A 19,087-nucleotide genomic window follows, 5' to 3' on the forward strand; every position below is an offset into this window, starting at 1 on the left:
TATGACATCTCGCAAATTGTATCCAATTTAGCGCTTTGATAGCCTGACCCGACAAAATCAAGTCGGATGGGGGCCTTCAAACAATGGATGACGCGGCATTGAAGCGGCAATACGACGCCGTGGTTGAACGGGCAGGTCTGCAGATCCCGAAAGACCGGGAAGAGACCATGTTCAACACTTACAAGAACGTGGTGAGTTGGGCCGATATCGTCCGGAACCGCCCACGCCCGGCGACACTTGAGCCGTCCAACGGCTATTTCCTCGAAACCGTGACACGCGCGATCGCCGCCTCCGGGGAGAAATCCGATGTCTGACATCAAGGCTCTCTCCATCGCTGAACTCGGCAAGGCCTATCGCGACCGCTCGCTTTCGCCCGTGGAAGCGACCAAGGACGCGCTGGCAACCATATCCGCTCACAATGAAAGCCTGTGCGCCTTCAATACAGTCGTCCCGGAAATTGCCCTGGAGCGCGCCGCCAAGGCTGAACAGGAGTTGATGTCCGGGGTGGATCTCGGCCCGATGCACGGCATCCCGTTTGGCGCCAAGGACATTTACGACACGGCCGGGATCCTGACCTCCTGTCAGTCGAAACTGCGTCCGGACGTCATTCCGGACAGCAATGCCCATTCGGTGCAGAAAATCCTGGATGGCGGCGCTGTGCTGCTTGGTAAGTGCGCGACCATCGAATTCGCCACCGGCGGACCAAGCCCGGAAACCCTGTTCCCGCCGGCCCGCAATCCCTGGAACACCGACCATGTGCCAGGCGGCTCCTCCTCCGGCTCCGGCGCGGCCGTCGCTTCCGGCATGACCCGGATGGCGCTCGGCTCCGATACCGGCGGCTCGATCCGCGGACCGGCAGCCTATTGCGGTACCGTCGGCATCAAGCCGACCTATGGCCGGGTCAGCCGGCGCGGCGTCTTTCCGCTGTCTTTCACCATGGATCATTGCGGCCCGCTGAGCTGGAGCGTCGAGGATGCCGCTATCTCGCTGAATGGGATGGCCGGTTTCGACCCGCTCGACCCCGCTTCGGCGGACGTGCCAACTCCCGATTTCACCGCCAATCTCAGCACCGGCGTCAAAGGCATGAAGATCGGTTATGTCGCCAACTGGCTGGACGAGGACGAGAATACCAACCCGGAGATCCGGGCAGCGATCACCGAAGCGAAGAACGCGCTGAGGGCCGAAGGCGCCATTGTCGAACCGGTCACTCTGCCCGCACATGACGTCTATCACGCCTGCGGCCGGATGATCATCCTGGCGGAATGCTATGCCATCCACGAAAAGGACCTGATGGAGCGCCCGGAACTCTATGGCCGCCCAACGCGGGAACGGCTGATGGCCGGCGCCTTTGTCCGTGGGTCGGATTATGTCGAGGCGCTGCGCATGCGGCGGGAGATGACCCATTGGTTCAACGCGGAGGTCCTCGGCCAGTACGACATGGTGATCGCCCCCGCCACATCCCTTCCGGCAGGTCGGTTCGATGCCCAGCCGAACGATCCACTGGCCCTGTCCGGATACCTGACCGTGCCTTTCAATGTGACCGGCAGCCCGGCCATGTCGGTCTGTTGCGGTTACACAAGCGAGGGGCTACCGATTTCCATGCAGATCGTCGGCAAACCGTTCGACGAGTCCGGGGTGTTTCAGGTCGGCGCGGCATATGAACGAGCAACGGACTGGCGCAGCCAGCGACCGCGCCTGGCCGATGGCGACGCTCTGGCAGCGGAATAAAGGAACAGGAAACGCCCTACCCTGCCGCACCCCGTGCTGCCGCGCTTTCCTTGCGGTAGACCACCCAGGTGCTGAGCAGAACCAGGCCGGCGCCGGCAAGCACCACCGGCGCCGGCCAATCCCCGAAAGCGAAATACCCGATCAGCAACGCCCAGATCATCTTGGTGTAGCCCATCGTAGCAACCGTGGAGACGGAGGCATGGAACAGCGCCCGCGTTGTCATGTATTGCGCCACGCCGGACGCGCCCCCCATCGAGACGAGCCCCACCAGCTGCAGCGGCGTCGGCGTGACCCAGACGGCAGGCAGTAACGGCAGCATGACGATGCTGGATATCGCCATGAACAGGAATACGATGGTCGTGGTCGGATCGTGCTTGCTCAAATGCCGGGCCAACAAGAGACCGCAGGCGCTCAACACCGTCCCGGCAAAACTGTAGATCGCGCCTTCCCGGATGACGTCCCCGCCTGGCCGCACCATGATCAGCACACCGACGAAGCCGACGAGCACAGCGCCCCATTTCAATGCGCCGACGGGTTCCCGCAGGATCGGCACCGACAAAGCGCAGACCACCAGCGGCGCGGCGAAATTGATCGCCGTCGCATCCGCCAGCGGCAGGGCACGATAGCCCATGAAGATCAGCCCGATCGCCCCCGACACCAGAACGGCATGCAGCAGATGCCAGAGCGGCCGCCGGGTTATCAGCGACGGCCAGCCGACCGTATGGCCTATCAGAAAAGCCAGCGGCAGCAGTGCGAACGCATTCCGGAACACCATGATCTGCAGGATCGGGAACAGCTCGGTCTGCGCCTTCACCACCCCATTCAGGACAGAGAACAGCATCAGCCCAAAAAGCATGAGGAAAACGCCTTTCCTGCCGTCAGGAGCAACGTCCGCTCCGGCGCTGAAAGACCCTTTCCTCGGTGCCATGGCGCGACTTTCCGGTCAGTAGGTCCGGAAGATCCGCTCGATCTCCGCCGGGTCCTTGGTGACGCTGAGCGCCAGGGACAGCAGGATGCGCGCTTTCTGCGGGTTGAGGTTATCGGCGACCAGGAAGCCGTTTTCCGCAAGCTTCGTGCTCTTGAAGGTGCGCCCGCTTCCGGCCCGCGTGGATTGCACCACGGTGACGCCCTTCTTCACAGCCTCGCAAAGCACCGCTTCGTCGCCTGGGCCGCAGAAGCCCGGTGCGAAACCGGCCGAAACGATACCTTCGGCTCCGGCTTCAAGGAACGCCCGCGCCGCTGTGCCGTCAGAGCCGGCATAGGCATAGACGATATCGACACGCGGCATGCCGTCGATGGTGCGGATATCGAACTCCGTATCCGGCGCATGTTTACGCAGCGGCTTGCGGTAGAAGGCGACCGCATCCCCGTCCGCATGGCCAAGGCAGCCGAAATCGGGACTGCGGAAGGTCTGCATCCGGTAGGTGGAGGTCTTCGTCACCTCCCGGGCACACTGGATCTCGTCATTCAGCAGGGTCATCACGCCCATGCCCTTGGCATCCGGGGAGCCAGCGGTACGAATACCGTTCAGCAGGTTAAAGCCGGCATCGGTAGAGAGCGCGCTGGACGGCCGCTGGGAGCCGACGACGACAACCGGGATGTCTGCCTTCACCGTCAGATGCAGCGCATAGGCGGTTTCTTCCAGGGAGGCAGTGCCATGGGTGACGACAATGCCGTCCAGATCCGGATCCTGCGCCAACTCGTCGATCTTCAGCACCAGATCGCGCCATTCGGCAAAGCCGACGGAAGGGCTCGGGATCGCCCGGTACGGCACTGGCACCACTTCGGCAACCTCATGCACGATCGGGAACATGGCAATGATCTCGTCAACCGGGATCATGGTTTTGTTAGCGCCATAATCGAGAATATCGAGAGGGGTTTTGCCGATAGAGGCGATGGTGCCGCCGGTTCCGATGACCGCGACCTTGGGCTTATTCATGATGGTCCCATCCGGAGTTGGAGAAGGAAGAAATTATTCCGCGGCGGACCTGGCTCCACCGGCGTTCTTGTGTAGGCAATCGATCAGCTCGTCGGTGCTCATGATGTCACCGAAGGTGAGGTAGAAATTCACGAGAGAGCTGTTGTGCTCCTCGTCAGTATTCGCGGCGTTGCCGTCTGTGACCATGATGGTCTTGAAGTTCATCATCATGGCGTCGCGCGCCGAGGATTCACAGCACACATTCGTCACGGTACCCGTGATCAAAACAGTATCGTAGCCACGTGCTTTCAGAATATCCGGCAGATCCGAATAGCCCGGCAGAAAAGCTGAATAGCGGTACTTGAGAACCTTGCTGTCTTCCGCCCTGACATCCAGATCGGCCCAGAGCTGATGCCCCAGCGTTCCCTCGCTCATCGACTCTATGCGCTTGGCGGTCTTTTCCGGCGGCGTCATGGCGTGCAGATTGGACCAGCTTTCAAGGCAGGCATCGTCATGGGTGTTCTGGATCCAGAACACATGCCCGCCCGTCTCCCGGACCGTCTCGGCCAGCCGGTTCACATTCGGCACAATCTCCCGCGCCATGGTGCAGAGCGCATGCGCCACATCGTCCATCATGAAACCGTTCTGCAGATCGACGACAATCAGCGCCGTCCTGGCCGGATCGAGATCGGCGAAAGGGTGCGCCGTGCCCCGGCGCTGGACGACGGACTGGGTAACACGCTCTGGTATGGCGATTTTATGCATCTCGTTTCTCCCTTTTCCGTATTCCCTGCTCAAGCCGGCATAGGCTCCCTGATCTTCGGTGCCGCCGTTTCGTCCAGCTTGAAGCAACGGGCAATACGGCCGGGGCCAAGCGTCACTTCGGCCGGAACCTCCGCACGGCAGCCATCGTCGGCTATCCGGCAACGCGGTGCGAAACTGCATCCGGTCGGCAGCGACCGAAGATCCGGCGGACTGCCGGGAATGGCCTCGATATCCTTGCCGCGCATGTTGCCGTGCACAGTCGAGGACAGCATGCCCTGGGTATAGGGATGACGCGGGCTGTTCAGGACTTCCTGCACGGTCCCTGTCTCGACAATACGCCCGGCATACATCACCGCCACCCGGTCGGCGATTTCGGCGGCAACGCCAAGATCGTGGGTGACGAAGATCATGCCCATGCCCATCTCTTCCTGCAGTTTGCGCAGCAGGATCAGGACCTGGATCTGCACCGTCGCATCGAGCGCGGTGGTCGGCTCGTCCGCCAGCAGCAGTTTCGGCCGGCAGGAAAGTGCCAGCGCGATCATTGCCCGCTGGCGCAGACCACCGGAAAGTTCATGCGGAAAGGCTTTCAGACGGCGCTCGGCCGAAGGAACCTTCACCAGCTCAAGCAGCTCAAGCGCCCGCTCGAGCCCCTTCTCCATGCTGCAGCCTTCATGCCGGCGCACGGTCTCCGCAATCTGATGACCGATGGAATAGACCGGGTCGAGCGCGGTCATCGGCTCCTGAAAGATCATGGAAACAAGGCCGCCGCGGAAATCCGACAGCTCCTTGCCCTTCAACGCGAGGACATCCTTGCCATCGACCTCCAGAGCACCGGTGATTTTGGTTCGCCGCTCCGGCAGCAGGCGCAAGAGCGCCCGCATGCTGACACTCTTGCCGGAGCCGGACTCACCGATAATGCAGAGCACTTCTCCTGGATCGAGCGTCAGGTTGACGTCATTGACGGCATTCACCGTCGACTCGCGGCTGACGAACTTGACGTTGAGGTCCTCAACAGAAACAAGGGGCGCGGATGATCCATTGCTCATGATGCGCTCCTGACTGCTGCTTGCGGTTTTTTGCCCGCGAGACTTGCCGCTTTCGAATGCCCGGATTGCGGGACATGCATATGGCAAGCGGTGACATGCTCCGTTGCCGAGGCATGGCCGGGCAGCACCGGAGTCTCGACTTCGCAGATCTTCTCCGCGAACTGGCACCGGGTGCGGAACCGGCAGCCCGAGGGTGGGTTGATCGGGTTCGGCGGATCGCCGACCAGAGGCGGCTCCTCCACCCGGTCGTCCGGGTCCATCGAGAGCCGAGACGCCAGCAGGGCCGTCGTGTAGGGATGCTTCGGGTTATCGTAGATCTCGTCGACCGGGCCGATCTCCACGACCTCGCCGAGATACATCACCAGCACCCGGTCGCTGACATACTGAACAACGTTCAGGTCGTGGGAGATGAAGACGTAGGTCAGGTTGAAATGGTCCTTCAGGTAGCGCAGCAGGTTCAGGACCTGCGCTTCGACCGACTTGTCGAGCGCCGAGACCGCCTCGTCGAGAATGACCACGCGCGGCTCCAGAACCAGAGCACGGGCGATGTTGACGCGCTGCTTCTGTCCACCGGAAAGCTCGTGCGGATAGCGCGGGCCGAAAAGGTTCGGATCAAGCCCGACCTTCTTCATCAACTCGCGCGCCGCGTCCTTGGCATCCTCCGAGGAGGCGCCATGAACCATCTTTCCATAGGCGATCGAATCCTCGACCGGCATGCGCGGGTTCAGCGACGAGTAGGAATCCTGAAACACCATCTGCATCAGGCGCCGCATGTCCCGCACAAGCAGACCATCCTTCTGCCCCACGCCGTCGCCATCGAAGATCAGCTCGCCGGAATCCGGCACGATCAGATGCATCAGCAAGCGGGCCAGCGTGGACTTCCCGCAACCGGATTCGCCAACGACGCCGAGCGTCTCCCCCTTCATGACGGAGAAGCTGACACCGTCGACGGCCCGTACATGCCCGATAGCCCGGTTCAGGACCCCTCCGGTGATCGGGAAATGTTTCTGCAGGTTGCGGGCGATCAACATCGGCTGCGCCTCGCCCCCACGATCTCTCGCATCATTCATATCGACCTCGCTGAGGACGGAAGTTTTTTCGGCAATGCTCATGCTTCGGCCCTCACATTCTGACGTCCATGGCCGAGCGCAATCCGTCGCTGACCAGATTGAAACAGACCGAGGTGATCAGGATCGCAACGCCCGGAATGGCGCAGACCATCGGGTTGATGTAGATCGCGCCGCGCAGGGTGTTCAGCATCAACCCCCAGTCCGGCTCCGGCGGCGTAACGCCCAGGCCGAGGAAGGAAAGACCCGAGGCCAGCAGGATCGAAACACTCACCAGACTGGAGGAATAGATCAGGATCGGCCCCAGCACATTGCCCAGGATATGCACCCGGATAATGCTGAGGGTTCCGGCACCGGTCGCCCGCGCCGCCTCGACGAAATCCAGATTCCGGACCTGGGAGGTTGCCGTCTCCGCCACCCGGCAGAGCGGCGGAATGAAAACAAGCGTCAGGGACGCCATGCCGTTGAAGATGCCGCCACCAAGTGCGCCGGAAATGGCGACCGCCAGCAGGATCGACGGGAAGGCGTAGAACACGTCCACCGTCCGCATGATCGCCATGTTGGTCTTGCCGCCGAGAAATCCGGCGAGGACACCGAGGCTGCCTCCGACGATGGTCGCGATCAGGACCGGCATGATCCCCATGGCGAGCGAGATTCGGCCGCCATAAAGCAGGCGCGACAGGATATCCCGCCCGAGCTTGTCAGTACCGAAGAGGAAATCCTTGTAGCCCATCGGCTTCAGCCGGTTGATCAGGCTGCTCTCGTACGGGTCCATCGGCGCCAGCAATGGCGCGAAGATGGCGGAGAGAATGATCAGGATCACGACGCTTCCGAAGAACAGCGTCATGTAATCGTAGCGCAGCCGGTAGCCGACCGTCTGCCAGTAGCTTCGAACCCTGACCACCGGCGCCGCCTGGTCGACGGCGTGGGCCTGAGCGGGTGTCGCGGTGATATCGGTCATTTCAACATCCCTTTTCCGCTCAACTGCGCTTCAGACGCGGGTCGACCGCAGTCTGCAGCAAGTCGATCACAAGATTCGTGGCGACGAAGATGATGGCGAGCACGAGGATCGTGCCCTGCAACACCGGAAGATCACGGGTCAGGATCGCCTTGTTTAGCAGGAAGCCGGAGCCCGGCCAGGTGAAGATGGTCTCCACCAGGATCGAGCCGCCCATCAGATAGCCGAACTGAAGACCCATGACGGCCAGCACCTGTGGCAGGGCATTCTTGATGACATGGATCAGGATTTCCGTTTCCAGCAATCCCTTTGCCCGCAGCGTCTCGACAAAATCCTGATTGAGCACTTCGGCGACGGCTGACCGGGTGGTCCGGGTGATGATGCCGATCGGTATCAGCGAGAGGGTGATGATCGGCATGATCACGTGCCGGAAATCATTCCATACGAGGATGTCGAATGAATCGGACCCTCGAGGCCCCATGCCGGTAGCCGGCAATACATTGAGTTCAACAGCGAAGATGATGACCAGGACGATGCCGAGCCAGTAGTTCGGCACACTGACGCCGATCACCGCGATGCCCGTAACGGCACGGTCCAGCGCCGATCCGATGCGATACCCGGCAACTGTTCCGAGCGTAAAAGCGAGCGTGAAGGCAACAAGCACCGCACCCGCAGCGAGCAGGATGGTGTTCCCGAGCGCCTTGAAAATCTCGTCCGTCACCGGTCGGCCCGTGGCAATGGAAAGACCGAAATCGCCGGTCAGGACCTTGCCGAGCCAGATGAAGTACTGAACAGGGATCGGCTTGTCGAAACCGTAGGCCTTCTTGACCATCAGGATGGTCTCTTCGCTGGCATCCTCTGGAAGGATGGTCTGCAGCGGATCGCCGGGGGCGATATAGACCAGCGCGAAGCAGACGATGCTGACGCCGAAGGCAATGGGAATAGCATAGAAGAGACGCCGGATTATGTAGGCGGTCACGGAACTTGCCCTCCTGTCGAGCCCGATGACGGGCGACGGAAAAATACAGGGTTCCCCGGGCCCGCCGCCTTCGGAAAGGACAGCGGGCCCGGGGTGGTGGGTTCTGTTATTCGACGACGATCGGCGTCAGGTCCTGGAACCAGCTCTGCGCCTGCACAAAGCCCTTGAGATTCGGGGCCAGGGCACGCGGGTTGACGTCATGCGCCACCCACAGCAACGTCGCTTCCTCGACCATCAGCTCGTGCAGCGTGGTCAGCTTTTCCATCCGGACTTTCGGGTCGAAGGCGAGATAGACCTCGTCGATCAGGGCATCGACCTTGGGGTTCGAATAGTGCCCCCAGTTCGAGCCTTTCGGAGCGTGCTGCTTGGTGTAGACGTGCCGGATCAGGGCGCTGAACGGATCCTGCAGGGCACGGCTGATGTTGATGCCGTCGATATCCGGGTTCTTTTCCCGGCCTGGACGGCCGACATCCAGCAACGCGTTCCAGTCCATCACCTTCAACTCAATGTCGAAGCCGACCGCGTCGAGCTGGGACTTGAGCAACTCGTTCATCGGCAGCGGCTGCATCTGACCGGAGCCGGAGGTCGAGATCGCCAGCTTGATCTTGCAGGGATAGCAACCTGCTTCCTTGAGCAAGGCGGTGGCTTTTTCCGGGTTGTACTCGTACTTCACCGACGGGGTGCCGTGATATGGCGTGGAAGGCGGCACATTGGTGTAGCCTTCTTCCATGTAGCCATTCAGCAGCGCCTTCATCTCCGGACGGTTCAGACCGTAGTTCGCCGCCTGACGCACTGCCTTGTGCTTGAAGTTTCCGTCGACGAAGTTCAGCTGGTACGACCAGTTATGCGGATAGGACGCCGTGACGATCTCCATGCCCGAGGATTCGAGACGCGGGATGGTATCGGGGGACGGCGCTTCGATGAAATCCACCTGTCCGGAAAGCAGGGCCGCCGCGCGGGTGGTTGCTTCCGGCATCGGGATCAGAACCAGCCGGTCATGCTTCGGGATCCGGTCCTTGTCCCAGTATTCCTCGTTCTTCACCAGCTCCAGGCGTTCCTGCGGAACGATGCTGTCGAACTTGTAGGGACCGGTGCCGGACGGCGCATTGGCATAGGCTTCGTAATCGTTCTTCAGCTCGGTCAGACGGCATTTGCTGATCATGAACCAGTAGCTGAGCTGATACGGGAACAGCGCGTCCGGATCCTTGGTGACGATGGCGATCTCGTTCTTGCCGAGGACCTCGACCTTTTCGATGCTGCCGGTACGGTTCCGGATCATGCCGAACTGTTTGACGTTGAACTGCGGCGCGTCCTCTTTGGAGATACGCTCGAAGTTCCAGACCACGTCCTCCGGGGTGAAATCGCATCCGTCATGCCATTTCACGCCTTCGCGCAGGGTGATCAGCCAGCGCTTGTTGTCATTCGGGTCGATCTTCCAGGATGTCGCCAGACCCGGCTTGATATCTGCAGCGGTCTCTCCCTGGGACAGGTCCCACAGCACGAGCGTGTCGTAGAGATTGTAGCCGACGAAGCGATAACCTTCGAAACCCTGGTCGGGCTGGCCGATCACGATTGGAATGTCGCCGGCAGTCATTGCAACGCGCAGAACCGACTCTGCGGACGCCGCATGTCCCGATACCGCCAAACCGGCGGTGACCGAGACGGCCGCGGCGAGCCTTTTGAACAATTTCATTGAGAAGCCTCCTTGTTTTTGAACAAAACAGCCCGCCTCAGTGATGTCCGCGCCACACTCTCCAGAACGGAGACCGCGCATGGTCGGCACGACGAGCATGCTCTGCACCCCGCTACCGCAGAGCAAATGCCATGCCACGTGCATATAATTGTATCCAATTTATAGATTAAGCCGCTCAACACGACCAAAGGGCGACAAAGCATCTCATTGAATCAACGGCGATATCACTGATTCAAACTTAATTTTCTCAATCAACAAAAGGATTTGATTCAGTTTTAGCGCCAACCTCGGCGCCAGGATACCGCACACCACAAAACCCGAGAATGTGCACAATCCTTGACCAGATTCGCCACCAAATTACAGGACCATTTCAGTCACTCATTTTCCTGAAAAACCACAAGATACTGATTTTCAATAAAATTTCTTCATATACCAACTAGAACATCAGGTCATTTTTTGTGCATCGCACAATTTTATTGCATGACCACCACCATTTTTGGATACAATTTGAAACGCAATTCAAAACGCCGCGCATAACCGTCGCACAGATCGGCGTATCGCGGCCCGTCAGGAGCCTCTCATGACCATGACCCAGGATGAAAAAGCAGACCGGCTAATGTTCCAGAAACTGACACAAACTTTGGGACTGACACTGCCGGCGGATCGCGAACAGGCTATTTTCGAAGGCTATGCCGGATTACGCGCCATGGCCGACGGCTTGCGCCGCCCACGGACGGCCGCCTCGGAGCCGGCTGGCATGTTCGATCCGACAACGATTGGCCGGGGAGTGGGTCAATGACCGGCGTCGCGGACGGCAAATCCATCGCCGAGCTTGGCGCCGCGCTGCGGGGAGGCTCCCTGACCTCGGTTGCCTTGACCGAAGAGACTCTGGATCGGATCGACCGGCAAGACGGGCAGATCGACAGTTTCATCGTCGTGACCAAGGAGCGGGCACTTGCTGACGCGGCCAAGGCGGACAAGGAACGCGCCGACGGCATGGACAAGGGGCCGATGCACGGCATCCCCTACGGCCTGAAAGACATCTATGACACGGCGGGCATCACCACCACCTGCCATTCCAAGCTCCGGCTGGAAAACGTTCCGGAGGAGGACAGCGTCTGCGCGGTAAAACTGCGCGAGGCGGGCGGCGTGCTGATCGGCAAAATGGCGACCCACGAATTCGCGTTCGGCGGCCCATCTTTCGATCTGCCTTTTCCGCCAGCACGCAATCCCTGGAACCGTAATCACGGCCCCGGCGGCTCCTCCAGCGGCTCCGGCGCGGCAGTCGCAGCGGGATTCCTGCGCATGGCCATGGGCTCGGATACCGGCGGCTCGATCCGCGGACCGGCGGCGTATTGCGGCATCGTCGGTATGAAGCCGACATATGGCCGGGTCAGCAGGCGCGGCGTCTTTCCGCTGTCCTATACGATGGATCACTGCGGCCCGCTCTCCAAGAATGTGGAAGATGCGGCAATTACCCTGCAATGCATCGCCGGTTACGATCCGCTGGACCCGGCCTCGGCGAACCAGCCGGTGCCCGATTATCAGGCAGATCTCGGCAAAGGCGTCGCCGGACTTAAAGTCGGCATTCTCAGCTCTTTCTATAAGGGCGCCGAAGGCCTGTCGGACGAGACCGTTGCCGCTATCGACAATGCCGCCGCGACATTCCGCAATCTCGGGGCCGAGGTCGAGGAAGTTGCCGCCGTCTCGCCTTACGCGGATTACAACAATTGCGGCCGCGTCATCCTGCTTGCCGAAGCCTATGCGATCCATGAGCAGGACCTGCAGACCCGGCCGCTGGATTACGGCCGCCTGACCATGGAACGGATCGTTCTCGGCGGCTACCTGACGGCTGCCGACCTGATGCAGGCCCAGCGCCAGCGGCGGGAGCTCTGCGAGGAAATCAATACCGGCTTGTTCTCGCGCTACGATATCCTGCTGGCGCCAAGCTCGCTCTCCCCAGCGCCCCTGATCGACGCACCGCAGCAGAGCTTCCCCGTTTCCTGGCCGATGCAGACCCTGCCGTTCAACGTGACCGGCAACCCGGCCATGTCGATCCCGGTCGGTTTCAGCCAGTCGGGCCTGCCGCTATCGATGCAGATCGTCGGAAAGTATTTCGACGAGGCAACCGTGTTCCGCGCCGGGCAGGCCTATGAGCAGGCAACGGATTGGCACGAGCAGTGGCCGGCGATGGATGCCATGGCCGATGCAAGCGCTGCGTAGGTGAGATGACTGTGGGAGGCGTCTTCTTGCACCGGCTCATGACGCTATTGAAAGCGTGCAGGCCACTGCCCGGTATCGCTCTCGTCGCCAGATCCGGCTTCGAGGCTACCGGTTTCGGCGCGGGTACAATGAATACGGTGCGGCCGCCGGAACGGCCGCACCTGAAATGTGACTAGGCAGCGCCGAACACTTTCTCCACCGCCTTGACCGTGGCGCCGACGATGATGTCAGCCTCTTCCCGTGTCAGGCAGAGCGGCGGCGCGAAGCCGAGGATATCGCCCTGCGGCATGGCCCGGGCGATCACACCCTGCTCCAGCAGTGCCGCCGCCATGGCCGGGCCGATCTTGCGAGACGGGTCGAAGAAGGTCCGCTTTTCCTTGTCCTCGACGAACTCGACGGCGGCCAGCAGCCCCTCGCCCCGAACATCGCCGACATGGGCGTGGGAGCCGAGGGCATCGGCTAGGGCCTTGTTGAAATAGGCACCCATCTCCTTCGCATTGCCGACCAGGCCGAGCCTGTCGATCAGATCCAGGTTTGCAACACCCGCGGCGGCCCCGATCGGGTGCGCCGAATAGGTCCAGCCATGGCCGATCGGGCCAAGCTCGTCCGTGCCCTGCTCCAGAACCTTCCAGACCTTGTCCGAAATGATCGAGCCGGACAGCGGCGCATAGGCCGAGGTCAGCCCCTTGGCGATGGTGATGATATCCGCCTCGATGCCGTAATGGTCGGAGCCCATCATCGAGCCGAGCCGGCCGAAGCCGGTCACCACCTCGTCAGCGATCAGCAGGATGTCGTGCTTCTTCAGGACGGCCTGGATGGCGGCCCAATAACCGGCCGGCGGCGGAACGATGCCGCCGGTGCCGAGCACAGGCTCGCCGATGAAGGCGGCGATGGTGTCAGCGCCTTCACGCTCGATCAGCGCTTCCAGCTCGGAAGCGCACTGGGCGGTGAAGTCCGCTTCGCTCTGGGCAAGGTCCGGACGGCGGAAATAATACGGGGCATCGGTGTGGATGACCTGCGACAGCGGCAGATCGAACTTCTTGTGGAACAGCTCAAGCCCGGTCAGCGAGCCGGTAACCAGCCCGGAGCCGTGATAGCCGCGCCAGCGCGAGATGATCTTCTTCTTTTCCGGCCGGCCGAGCACATTGTTGTAGTACCAGACCAGCTTCACGTTGGTTTCGTTCGCGTCCGAGCCGCCAAGACCGAAATAGACCTTCGACATGTTCGACGGCGCCCGGTCGAGCACCATCTTGGACAGCGTGATCGAGGCCTCGGTGCCATGCCCGACATAGGAATGATAATAAGCCAGCTCTTTCGCCTGCGCCGCGATGGCTTCCGAGATCTCCGGACGGCCATAGCCGACGTTGACGCAATAGAGACCGGCGAACCCGTCCAGCATCTTCTTGCCGTCCCGGTCCTCGATATAGACGCCGGAGCCGCCGGTGATCACCCGCGTCGGGGTTTCCCCGCGCGCATGCTGGGCAAGATGGGTCGAGGGATGGAAGAAATTCTCCCGATCCCACTGAGCGAGCTGATCGTTGGTAAGCATCATGATTCCTTATCGCTGCGGCGCGGGCCTGACGGCCCAAGGCTGTTCACCGGAGAGCCTAGTGCCGGAAACGGCGAAGATCTGACTGAACTCCCCTCGCATGACAGAGAGTTTTTCGGCTGAGACACATTGAGCCGGGTGATTTTTCTGCCGGATCAGGTACCGGCGAACAGCTCCACCGGGATCGCGCCGCCCGCCTTAACTTCCTTGGTGACGATGTAGCTGTAATAGCGCTTCAGTCCCGCCTCGCTTTCCAGCATCCGGTCTATCAGGCTCTGGTAGCTGGTGACGTTTCGGGTCACGACCTGGAAGAGATAATCGAGCCCGCCGCCAAGCGCCCAGCAACCGATGATCTCCGGCTCGCGCCCGACCGCATCCTCGAACCGGACGAAATCCTCGTTCCGGTGGTTTTCAAGCTCTGCCGTCACGAAGACCGTGACATGTTCCGCGAACAATTCCAGAGCGATCCGCGCCCCATAACCACGCACAATGCCCGCCGCTTCCAGGCGCTGCAGCCGCTCCCAGCATGGCGTGTTGGACAGGTTCACCCGCCGCGCCAGATCGGATTTCGAAATCCGTCCTTCCTGCTGCAGAATGGCGAGGATCTTCACATCCCGGGCGTCGAGCTTCAGGGCCATGTCAGGAAGCAATCCGGGTGCCGGCCCCGGCCATGACGGCCAACGCAACCGCGCGGGTGGCGATCGCCGTGTCCTGCGCGCCGGTGCCCGTCAGATCCGCGAAGGTGATATCCGATGCCGATTTCCGGCCCGGCGCGTGGCCCGCGACCACCTCCCCCAGCTCCGGAAAGATCTTGTCCGCATTGGCGGCTCCGGCCTCGATGGCGGCTCGCAGCTCACCCTGGATACGGCATTGGCTCAGCCGGTCCGGCACATAGGCATCCACCCTGCGGAATACCGCCGGATCCACTTCCACCTTGCCTGGCTGATCCGAGCCCATGGCGGTGATATGCAATCCCGGATGCAGCCAGTCCGCGCGCAATACCGGCTCACGCGACGGCGTTGTGGTGACGACGAGCTGGCTTTCGGCAACCAGCCGGGCCGGGTCAGTCTCGACGCGGACTTCAATGCTGAGCTTTTCCGCCAGATCGGCGGCGCATTTCTTTGCATTTGCCGCGTCCCGGCCCCACACCAGTACCCGCTCGAACGGGCGCACCAGACGTGCGGCCTCGATCTGCAACCGGGCCTGTACGCCCGTGCCGATCACCCCGGCGGTGTGCACTTTGGGAGCCAGATGCCGGGCCGCGACAGCGCCGGCGGCTGCGGTGCGTATGTCTGTCAAATAACCGTTATCCAGCAACAGCGCCTCAACCAGCCCGGTCTTCGCCGAGAACAGAATCATCAGCCCGTTCAGGCTCGGCAGACCCAGTTTCGGATTGTCGAAGAAACCGGGACTGACCTTGATCGCAAAACCGTCGAAGCCCGGAATGTAGGCTGTCTTTACATCGACCTCGCCATTCACCGCCGGGATATCCATGGAGAGGATCGGCGGCATGATGACCTCACCCGAGGCCAGCGCCCGGAACGCGCTTTCAACCACGTCGATTGTTTCCAGATCGAGCGTCACCAGGGCACGCAGATCCGCTTCGGTCAGAACATTGGTATCAGGCATGATAGGGCTGTCCTTCAAGAGTGAGATCGCCGAGGCGGACGGCGCGTCCCGCCATGATGTCCGCGTGCATCTTCATGTCGAGATTGCGTCCGGAGAGGATGGTCGCCGCCGGACCTTTCATAGAGGGCAGCTTGCCTGCCAGCATCGCTGCCGCACCAACGGCCGACCCGCCTTCGCAGACGATCCGGTCTTCGTAATAGTGGCACTGCATGGCACGGTATATCTCTTCTTCCGTGACCAGAACGGTCTCATCGACCAGATCCCGGCAGAGCGGCAGGGTCAGCCGGTTGTCGGCGCCGAGACCGCCGCCGAGGGAGTCGGCCAGGCTCGGCACCTCTTCCACCGCCACGTTCCGGCCTGCCTGCATCGCCTCATACATTGCCGCGCCCCGATCCATGGAAATGCCGATCACCCGGATGCCTGGCTTGCGCGCTTTCGCCGCCAGCGCGATCCCGGCGGCCAGTCCGCCGCCGGAAAGCGGGATAAGCAGTGTTTCGAGGTCCGGACGGCTGTCCAGCAACTCAAGGCCGATGGTGCCTTGCCCGGCAATCACCAGCGGATCGTCGAAGGGCGGGATTTCCGCCAATCCTTCTTCCTCCACAAGACGCCGGCTTTCCTTTCCAGCCTCGTCCTGTGACCGGCCGATGATCCGGACTTCCGCGCCAAGCGCGCGAATGCCTTCAACCTTGGCTTCGGGGACCAGTTCGGACATGCAAATAACCGCGCGCAGGCCCCGCGCCCGCGCCGCATAAGCGACCCCGCGCCCGTGATTGCCCGTAGAGCAACAAGTCACGCCAGGACAGTCGCCCGGCAGGACAGAGATGGCGTTCGCTGCGCCCCGGATCTTGAAGGCACCAATCGGCTGCGCGATCTCCAGCTTGAGCAGCACTTCCATGCCAGCCATCGAGGAAAGAAAGGGCGACGGCACCAACGGCGTCTCCACCGCTATCCCCGCAATGGCCGCCCGGGCCGCCGTCACGTTCTCCAGCGATAATTCCCGGCGCCAATCGCTCACAGACAAATTTCCTTCGAAAGAGGACAAGTAATTGATCTTTTTTCTTTTCAGCATCGGCCACATGTCACGGCGATTGTCAAACAGCGGATGTTGATGCTCAATCGCCGGACCTGCCGAATTCTTCAACCCGCTCAGTGGACTTCGCCTCATGCCCGACGTCAAACTCCCGTTTTCCCGCGAAGAATACATCGAGCGGCTGGTCAAGGTCCGGACGGCGATGGAGAAAGCCGGGATTGAGGTGCTGTTCATTTCCGATCCGTCCAACATGGCCTGGCTGACCGGCTATGACGGCTGGTCCTTCTATGTCCATCAGGGCGTGATCGTCGGTCCCGAGGGCGAGCCGGTCTTCTGGGGCCGGGGAATGGACGCCAAGGGCGCCATGCGGACCTGCTACATGGATGTGGCCAATATCCGCGGTTATTCGGACGATTACGTCATGGCCGCCGATTGCCACGCGATGGAAGACCTCGGCACCGCGATTGCCGAGAGAGGCTGGAACAACCTGACCCTCGGCGTAGAGATGGAGAATTATTACTACTCCGCCCGCGCCCATAGCGTGCTCACGAAAAACCATGAAGGCGTCATTGAAGATGCCACAGGCCTGGTGAACTGGCAGCGCGGGGTGAAATCCGCGACGGAGCTGAAATACATGCGCCGGGCGGCCCACATCGTCGAGAAGATGCATGCCGCCATTTACGAGCTGATGCGCCCGGGCTTGCGCAAGAACGAACTGGTGGCGGAGATTTACCGCACCGGTCTGATGGGCGGAGAGGATGACGAAGGCAGCTTCGGCGGCGACTACCCGGCCATCGTGCCGCTGCTGCCGACCGGCAAGGATGCCAGCGCGGCGCACCTGACCTGGGACGACACCGAGCTGGAGCCGGAACAGGCCACCTTCTTCGAGATCGCCGGCTGCTACCGGCACTATCACGCCCCGCTCTGCCGGACGATCCATCTCGGCACCCCGCCGATCGACATGCTCCGGGCCGAGGAAGTCGTGCTTGAGGGCATTACGGACGGTATCGAGGCGGCTCGGGCAGGCAATACGGCAGGCGACATTGCCCGCGCCTTCTATGCCGTACTGGAGAAGCACGGGGTCAAGCGCGAGGGCCGCTGCGGCTATCCGATCGGGCTCAGCTACCCGCCTGACTGGGGCGAGCGCACCATGTCCATCCGGCCGAGCGACAATACCGTGCTGCAGCCGAACATGACGTTCCACTTCATGCCGGCGCTCTGGATGGATGACTGGGGGCTGGAGATCACCGAGACCCTGCGCATCACCGATGATGGCCCGGCGGAATGCCTGGCCAATGTCGAACGCAAGCTGTTCGTGAAGGAATAAGGGCCGATCATGCACCCGACCCGCTCCGCCACGCTCGAGATCCTGTCCAACCTGATCGGCTTCCCGACCGTTTCCGCTGACAGCAATCTGGCGCTGATCGACTATGCGGCGGAGTATCTCGGGAAGCTCGGCGCCAACGTGCACACCTTCCGGGCCCCGGACGGAACAAAAGCCAACCTCTTCGCCACCATCGGGCCGGAGGTGGATGGCGGTATCGTGCTTTCCGGCCACAGCGATGTGGTTCCTGTGACGGATCAGGCCTGGTCCAGCGATCCGTTCGGAATGCATGTCGCCGAAGGCAAGGCCTACGGACGCGGCACCTGCGACATGAAAGGCTTCATCGCGGCGGCACTGGCGATGGCACCGCACTATGCGAAAAATGACCTGAGGCGGCCGGTGCATTTCGCCTTTACCTATGATGAGGAGGTCGGCTGCCTCGGTGCCCAGGCGCTGATGCACGAACTCGCCCTGCTGCCATTCAAACCGGCGGTCTGCATCATCGGCGAGCCAACGGAAATGCGGATCATCGAGGGGCACAAGGGCTGCTGCGAATATACCGTGACCTTCAGCGGTCTTGAGGGTCATGGCTCGCAACCGGATCATGGCGTCAACGCCGTTGAATACGCGGTGCGCTACGTCACAAGGCTGATGGAGTTGCGCGAGACCCTCAAGGGCCGGGCGCCCGAAGGCTCCCGCTTCGATCCGCCCTGGACGACGGTCCAGGTCGGGCGCCTTTCCGGCGGCGTCGCCCATAACGTCATTCCCGGTCTCGCCCATCTCGATTGGGAAATGCGTCCTGTCCAGAATGGGGACGCTGATTTCGTGAAGCGGGAAATCGCCGCCTATGTAAATGACAACTTGCTGCCGGCCATGCGCGCGGTCTCAAAGGATGCGGATATCAGCACTGAGATCATTGGCGAGGTTGACGGGCTGGAGCCGGTTCCGGAAAGCGAGGCCCTGAAAATCGTCGCTGAGCTGACCGGCGCAAACGGCGCGGATCTGGTGGCTTTCGGCACCGAAGCCGGCCTATTCCAGAAACTCGGCATCTCCACCGTGGTCTGCGGCCCCGGCTCCATCGAGCAAGCCCACAAGCCGGACGAATACATAGCCATCGACCAGATCGACCAGTGCCTCGTCATGCTGGAGAAACTGACAGCGAAGTTGACCGGTTGACC

The 19,087-nt window shown here is 61.6% G+C and carries 18 protein-coding genes; 6 read left to right on the forward strand and 12 right to left on the reverse strand.

Annotated elements, in window-relative coordinates; genetic code table 11:
* The first annotated feature begins 83 nt into the window (after window positions 1–83).
* Window positions 84–314, forward strand: a complete 231-nt coding sequence (locus IG629_RS09760) for a hypothetical protein (RefSeq protein WP_193171771.1) — start codon at window positions 84–86, stop codon at window positions 312–314.
* Window positions 307–1,728: an amidase gene (locus IG629_RS09765; RefSeq protein WP_193171772.1), complete on the forward strand. Its 1,422-nt coding sequence runs from the start codon at window positions 307–309 to the stop codon at window positions 1,726–1,728. The genes IG629_RS09760 and IG629_RS09765 overlap by 8 nt, the downstream gene beginning before the upstream one ends.
* Window positions 1,729–1,744: 16 nt before the next feature.
* Here IG629_RS09765 and IG629_RS09770 read toward each other — a convergent pair whose 3' ends face one another.
* The 8 genes from IG629_RS09770 to IG629_RS09805 form a co-directional block, all read right to left on the reverse strand.
* Window positions 1,745–2,656: a DMT family transporter gene (locus IG629_RS09770; RefSeq protein ID WP_193171773.1), complete on the reverse strand. Its 912-nt coding sequence runs from the start codon at window positions 2,654–2,656 to the stop codon at window positions 1,745–1,747.
* 15 nt (window positions 2,657–2,671) lie between these two features.
* Window positions 2,672–3,667: an asparaginase gene (locus IG629_RS09775; protein WP_193171774.1), complete on the reverse strand. Its 996-nt coding sequence runs from the start codon at window positions 3,665–3,667 to the stop codon at window positions 2,672–2,674.
* A 33-nt stretch (window positions 3,668–3,700) separates the two neighbouring features.
* Window positions 3,701–4,411 carry an isochorismatase family protein gene (locus IG629_RS09780; RefSeq protein ID WP_193171775.1) on the reverse strand — a complete coding sequence of 237 codons (711 nt, stop codon included), beginning with the start codon at window positions 4,409–4,411 and terminating at the stop codon, window positions 3,701–3,703.
* Between the two features lie 29 nt (window positions 4,412–4,440).
* Complete coding sequence (locus tag IG629_RS09785; RefSeq protein WP_193171776.1) at window positions 4,441–5,457, reverse strand: ABC transporter ATP-binding protein; 1,017 nt, start codon at window positions 5,455–5,457, stop codon at window positions 4,441–4,443.
* Window positions 5,454–6,569, reverse strand: a complete 1,116-nt coding sequence (locus tag IG629_RS09790) for an ABC transporter ATP-binding protein (protein ID WP_226886586.1) — start codon at window positions 6,567–6,569, stop codon at window positions 5,454–5,456. Before IG629_RS09790 ends, IG629_RS09785 begins: the two co-directional genes overlap by 4 nt.
* Window positions 6,570–6,579: 10 nt before the next feature.
* A complete protein-coding gene (locus IG629_RS09795) occupies window positions 6,580–7,485 on the reverse strand; it encodes an ABC transporter permease (RefSeq protein ID WP_193171777.1) in 906 nt (301 codons plus the stop codon).
* Window positions 7,486–7,504: 19 nt separating this feature from the next.
* Complete coding sequence (locus IG629_RS09800) at window positions 7,505–8,461, reverse strand: ABC transporter permease (RefSeq protein ID WP_193171778.1); 957 nt, start codon at window positions 8,459–8,461, stop codon at window positions 7,505–7,507.
* A gap of 106 nt (window positions 8,462–8,567) precedes the next feature.
* On the reverse strand, window positions 8,568–10,154 hold the full coding sequence (locus IG629_RS09805) for an ABC transporter substrate-binding protein (protein WP_193171779.1): 1,587 nt from the start codon (window positions 10,152–10,154) through the stop codon (window positions 8,568–8,570).
* Between the two features lie 580 nt (window positions 10,155–10,734).
* Here IG629_RS09805 and IG629_RS09810 point away from each other — a divergent pair.
* Window positions 10,735–10,953, forward strand: a complete 219-nt coding sequence (locus IG629_RS09810; protein ID WP_193171780.1) for a hypothetical protein — start codon at window positions 10,735–10,737, stop codon at window positions 10,951–10,953.
* Complete coding sequence (locus IG629_RS09815) at window positions 10,950–12,377, forward strand: amidase (protein ID WP_193171781.1); 1,428 nt, start codon at window positions 10,950–10,952, stop codon at window positions 12,375–12,377. Before IG629_RS09810 ends, IG629_RS09815 begins: the two co-directional genes overlap by 4 nt.
* Window positions 12,378–12,549: 172 nt before the next feature.
* On the opposite strand, the gene IG629_RS09820 is transcribed toward IG629_RS09815, so the two are convergent.
* From IG629_RS09820 to eutB, 4 genes are all read right to left on the reverse strand, one after another.
* Window positions 12,550–13,929, reverse strand: a complete 1,380-nt coding sequence (locus IG629_RS09820; protein ID WP_226886587.1) for an aspartate aminotransferase family protein — start codon at window positions 13,927–13,929, stop codon at window positions 12,550–12,552.
* A gap of 152 nt (window positions 13,930–14,081) precedes the next feature.
* On the reverse strand, window positions 14,082–14,564 hold the full coding sequence (locus IG629_RS09825; RefSeq protein ID WP_193171782.1) for an Lrp/AsnC family transcriptional regulator: 483 nt from the start codon (window positions 14,562–14,564) through the stop codon (window positions 14,082–14,084).
* 1 nt (window position 14,565) lies between these two features.
* Window positions 14,566–15,555, reverse strand: a complete 990-nt coding sequence (locus IG629_RS09830; protein ID WP_193171783.1) for a cyclodeaminase — start codon at window positions 15,553–15,555, stop codon at window positions 14,566–14,568.
* Complete coding sequence (gene eutB, locus IG629_RS09835) at window positions 15,548–16,570, reverse strand: hydroxyectoine utilization dehydratase EutB (RefSeq protein WP_319025059.1); 1,023 nt, start codon at window positions 16,568–16,570, stop codon at window positions 15,548–15,550. Before eutB ends, IG629_RS09830 begins: the two co-directional genes overlap by 8 nt.
* A 148-nt stretch (window positions 16,571–16,718) precedes the next feature.
* Here eutB and IG629_RS09840 point away from each other — a divergent pair, with 148 nt between their 5' ends.
* Together IG629_RS09840 and argE are read left to right on the forward strand one after the other, a co-directional pair.
* On the forward strand, window positions 16,719–17,912 hold the full coding sequence (locus IG629_RS09840) for a M24 family metallopeptidase (protein WP_193171785.1): 1,194 nt from the start codon (window positions 16,719–16,721) through the stop codon (window positions 17,910–17,912).
* Between the two features lie 9 nt (window positions 17,913–17,921).
* On the forward strand, window positions 17,922–19,085 hold the full coding sequence (gene argE / locus IG629_RS09845; protein ID WP_193171786.1) for an acetylornithine deacetylase: 1,164 nt from the start codon (window positions 17,922–17,924) through the stop codon (window positions 19,083–19,085).
* The last annotated feature ends 2 nt before the right edge of the window (window positions 19,086–19,087 follow it).

Origin of the sequence: Nisaea nitritireducens, from assembly GCF_014904795.1 — a bacterium.
Lineage (GTDB): Bacteria > Pseudomonadota > Alphaproteobacteria > Thalassobaculales > Thalassobaculaceae > Nisaea > Nisaea nitritireducens.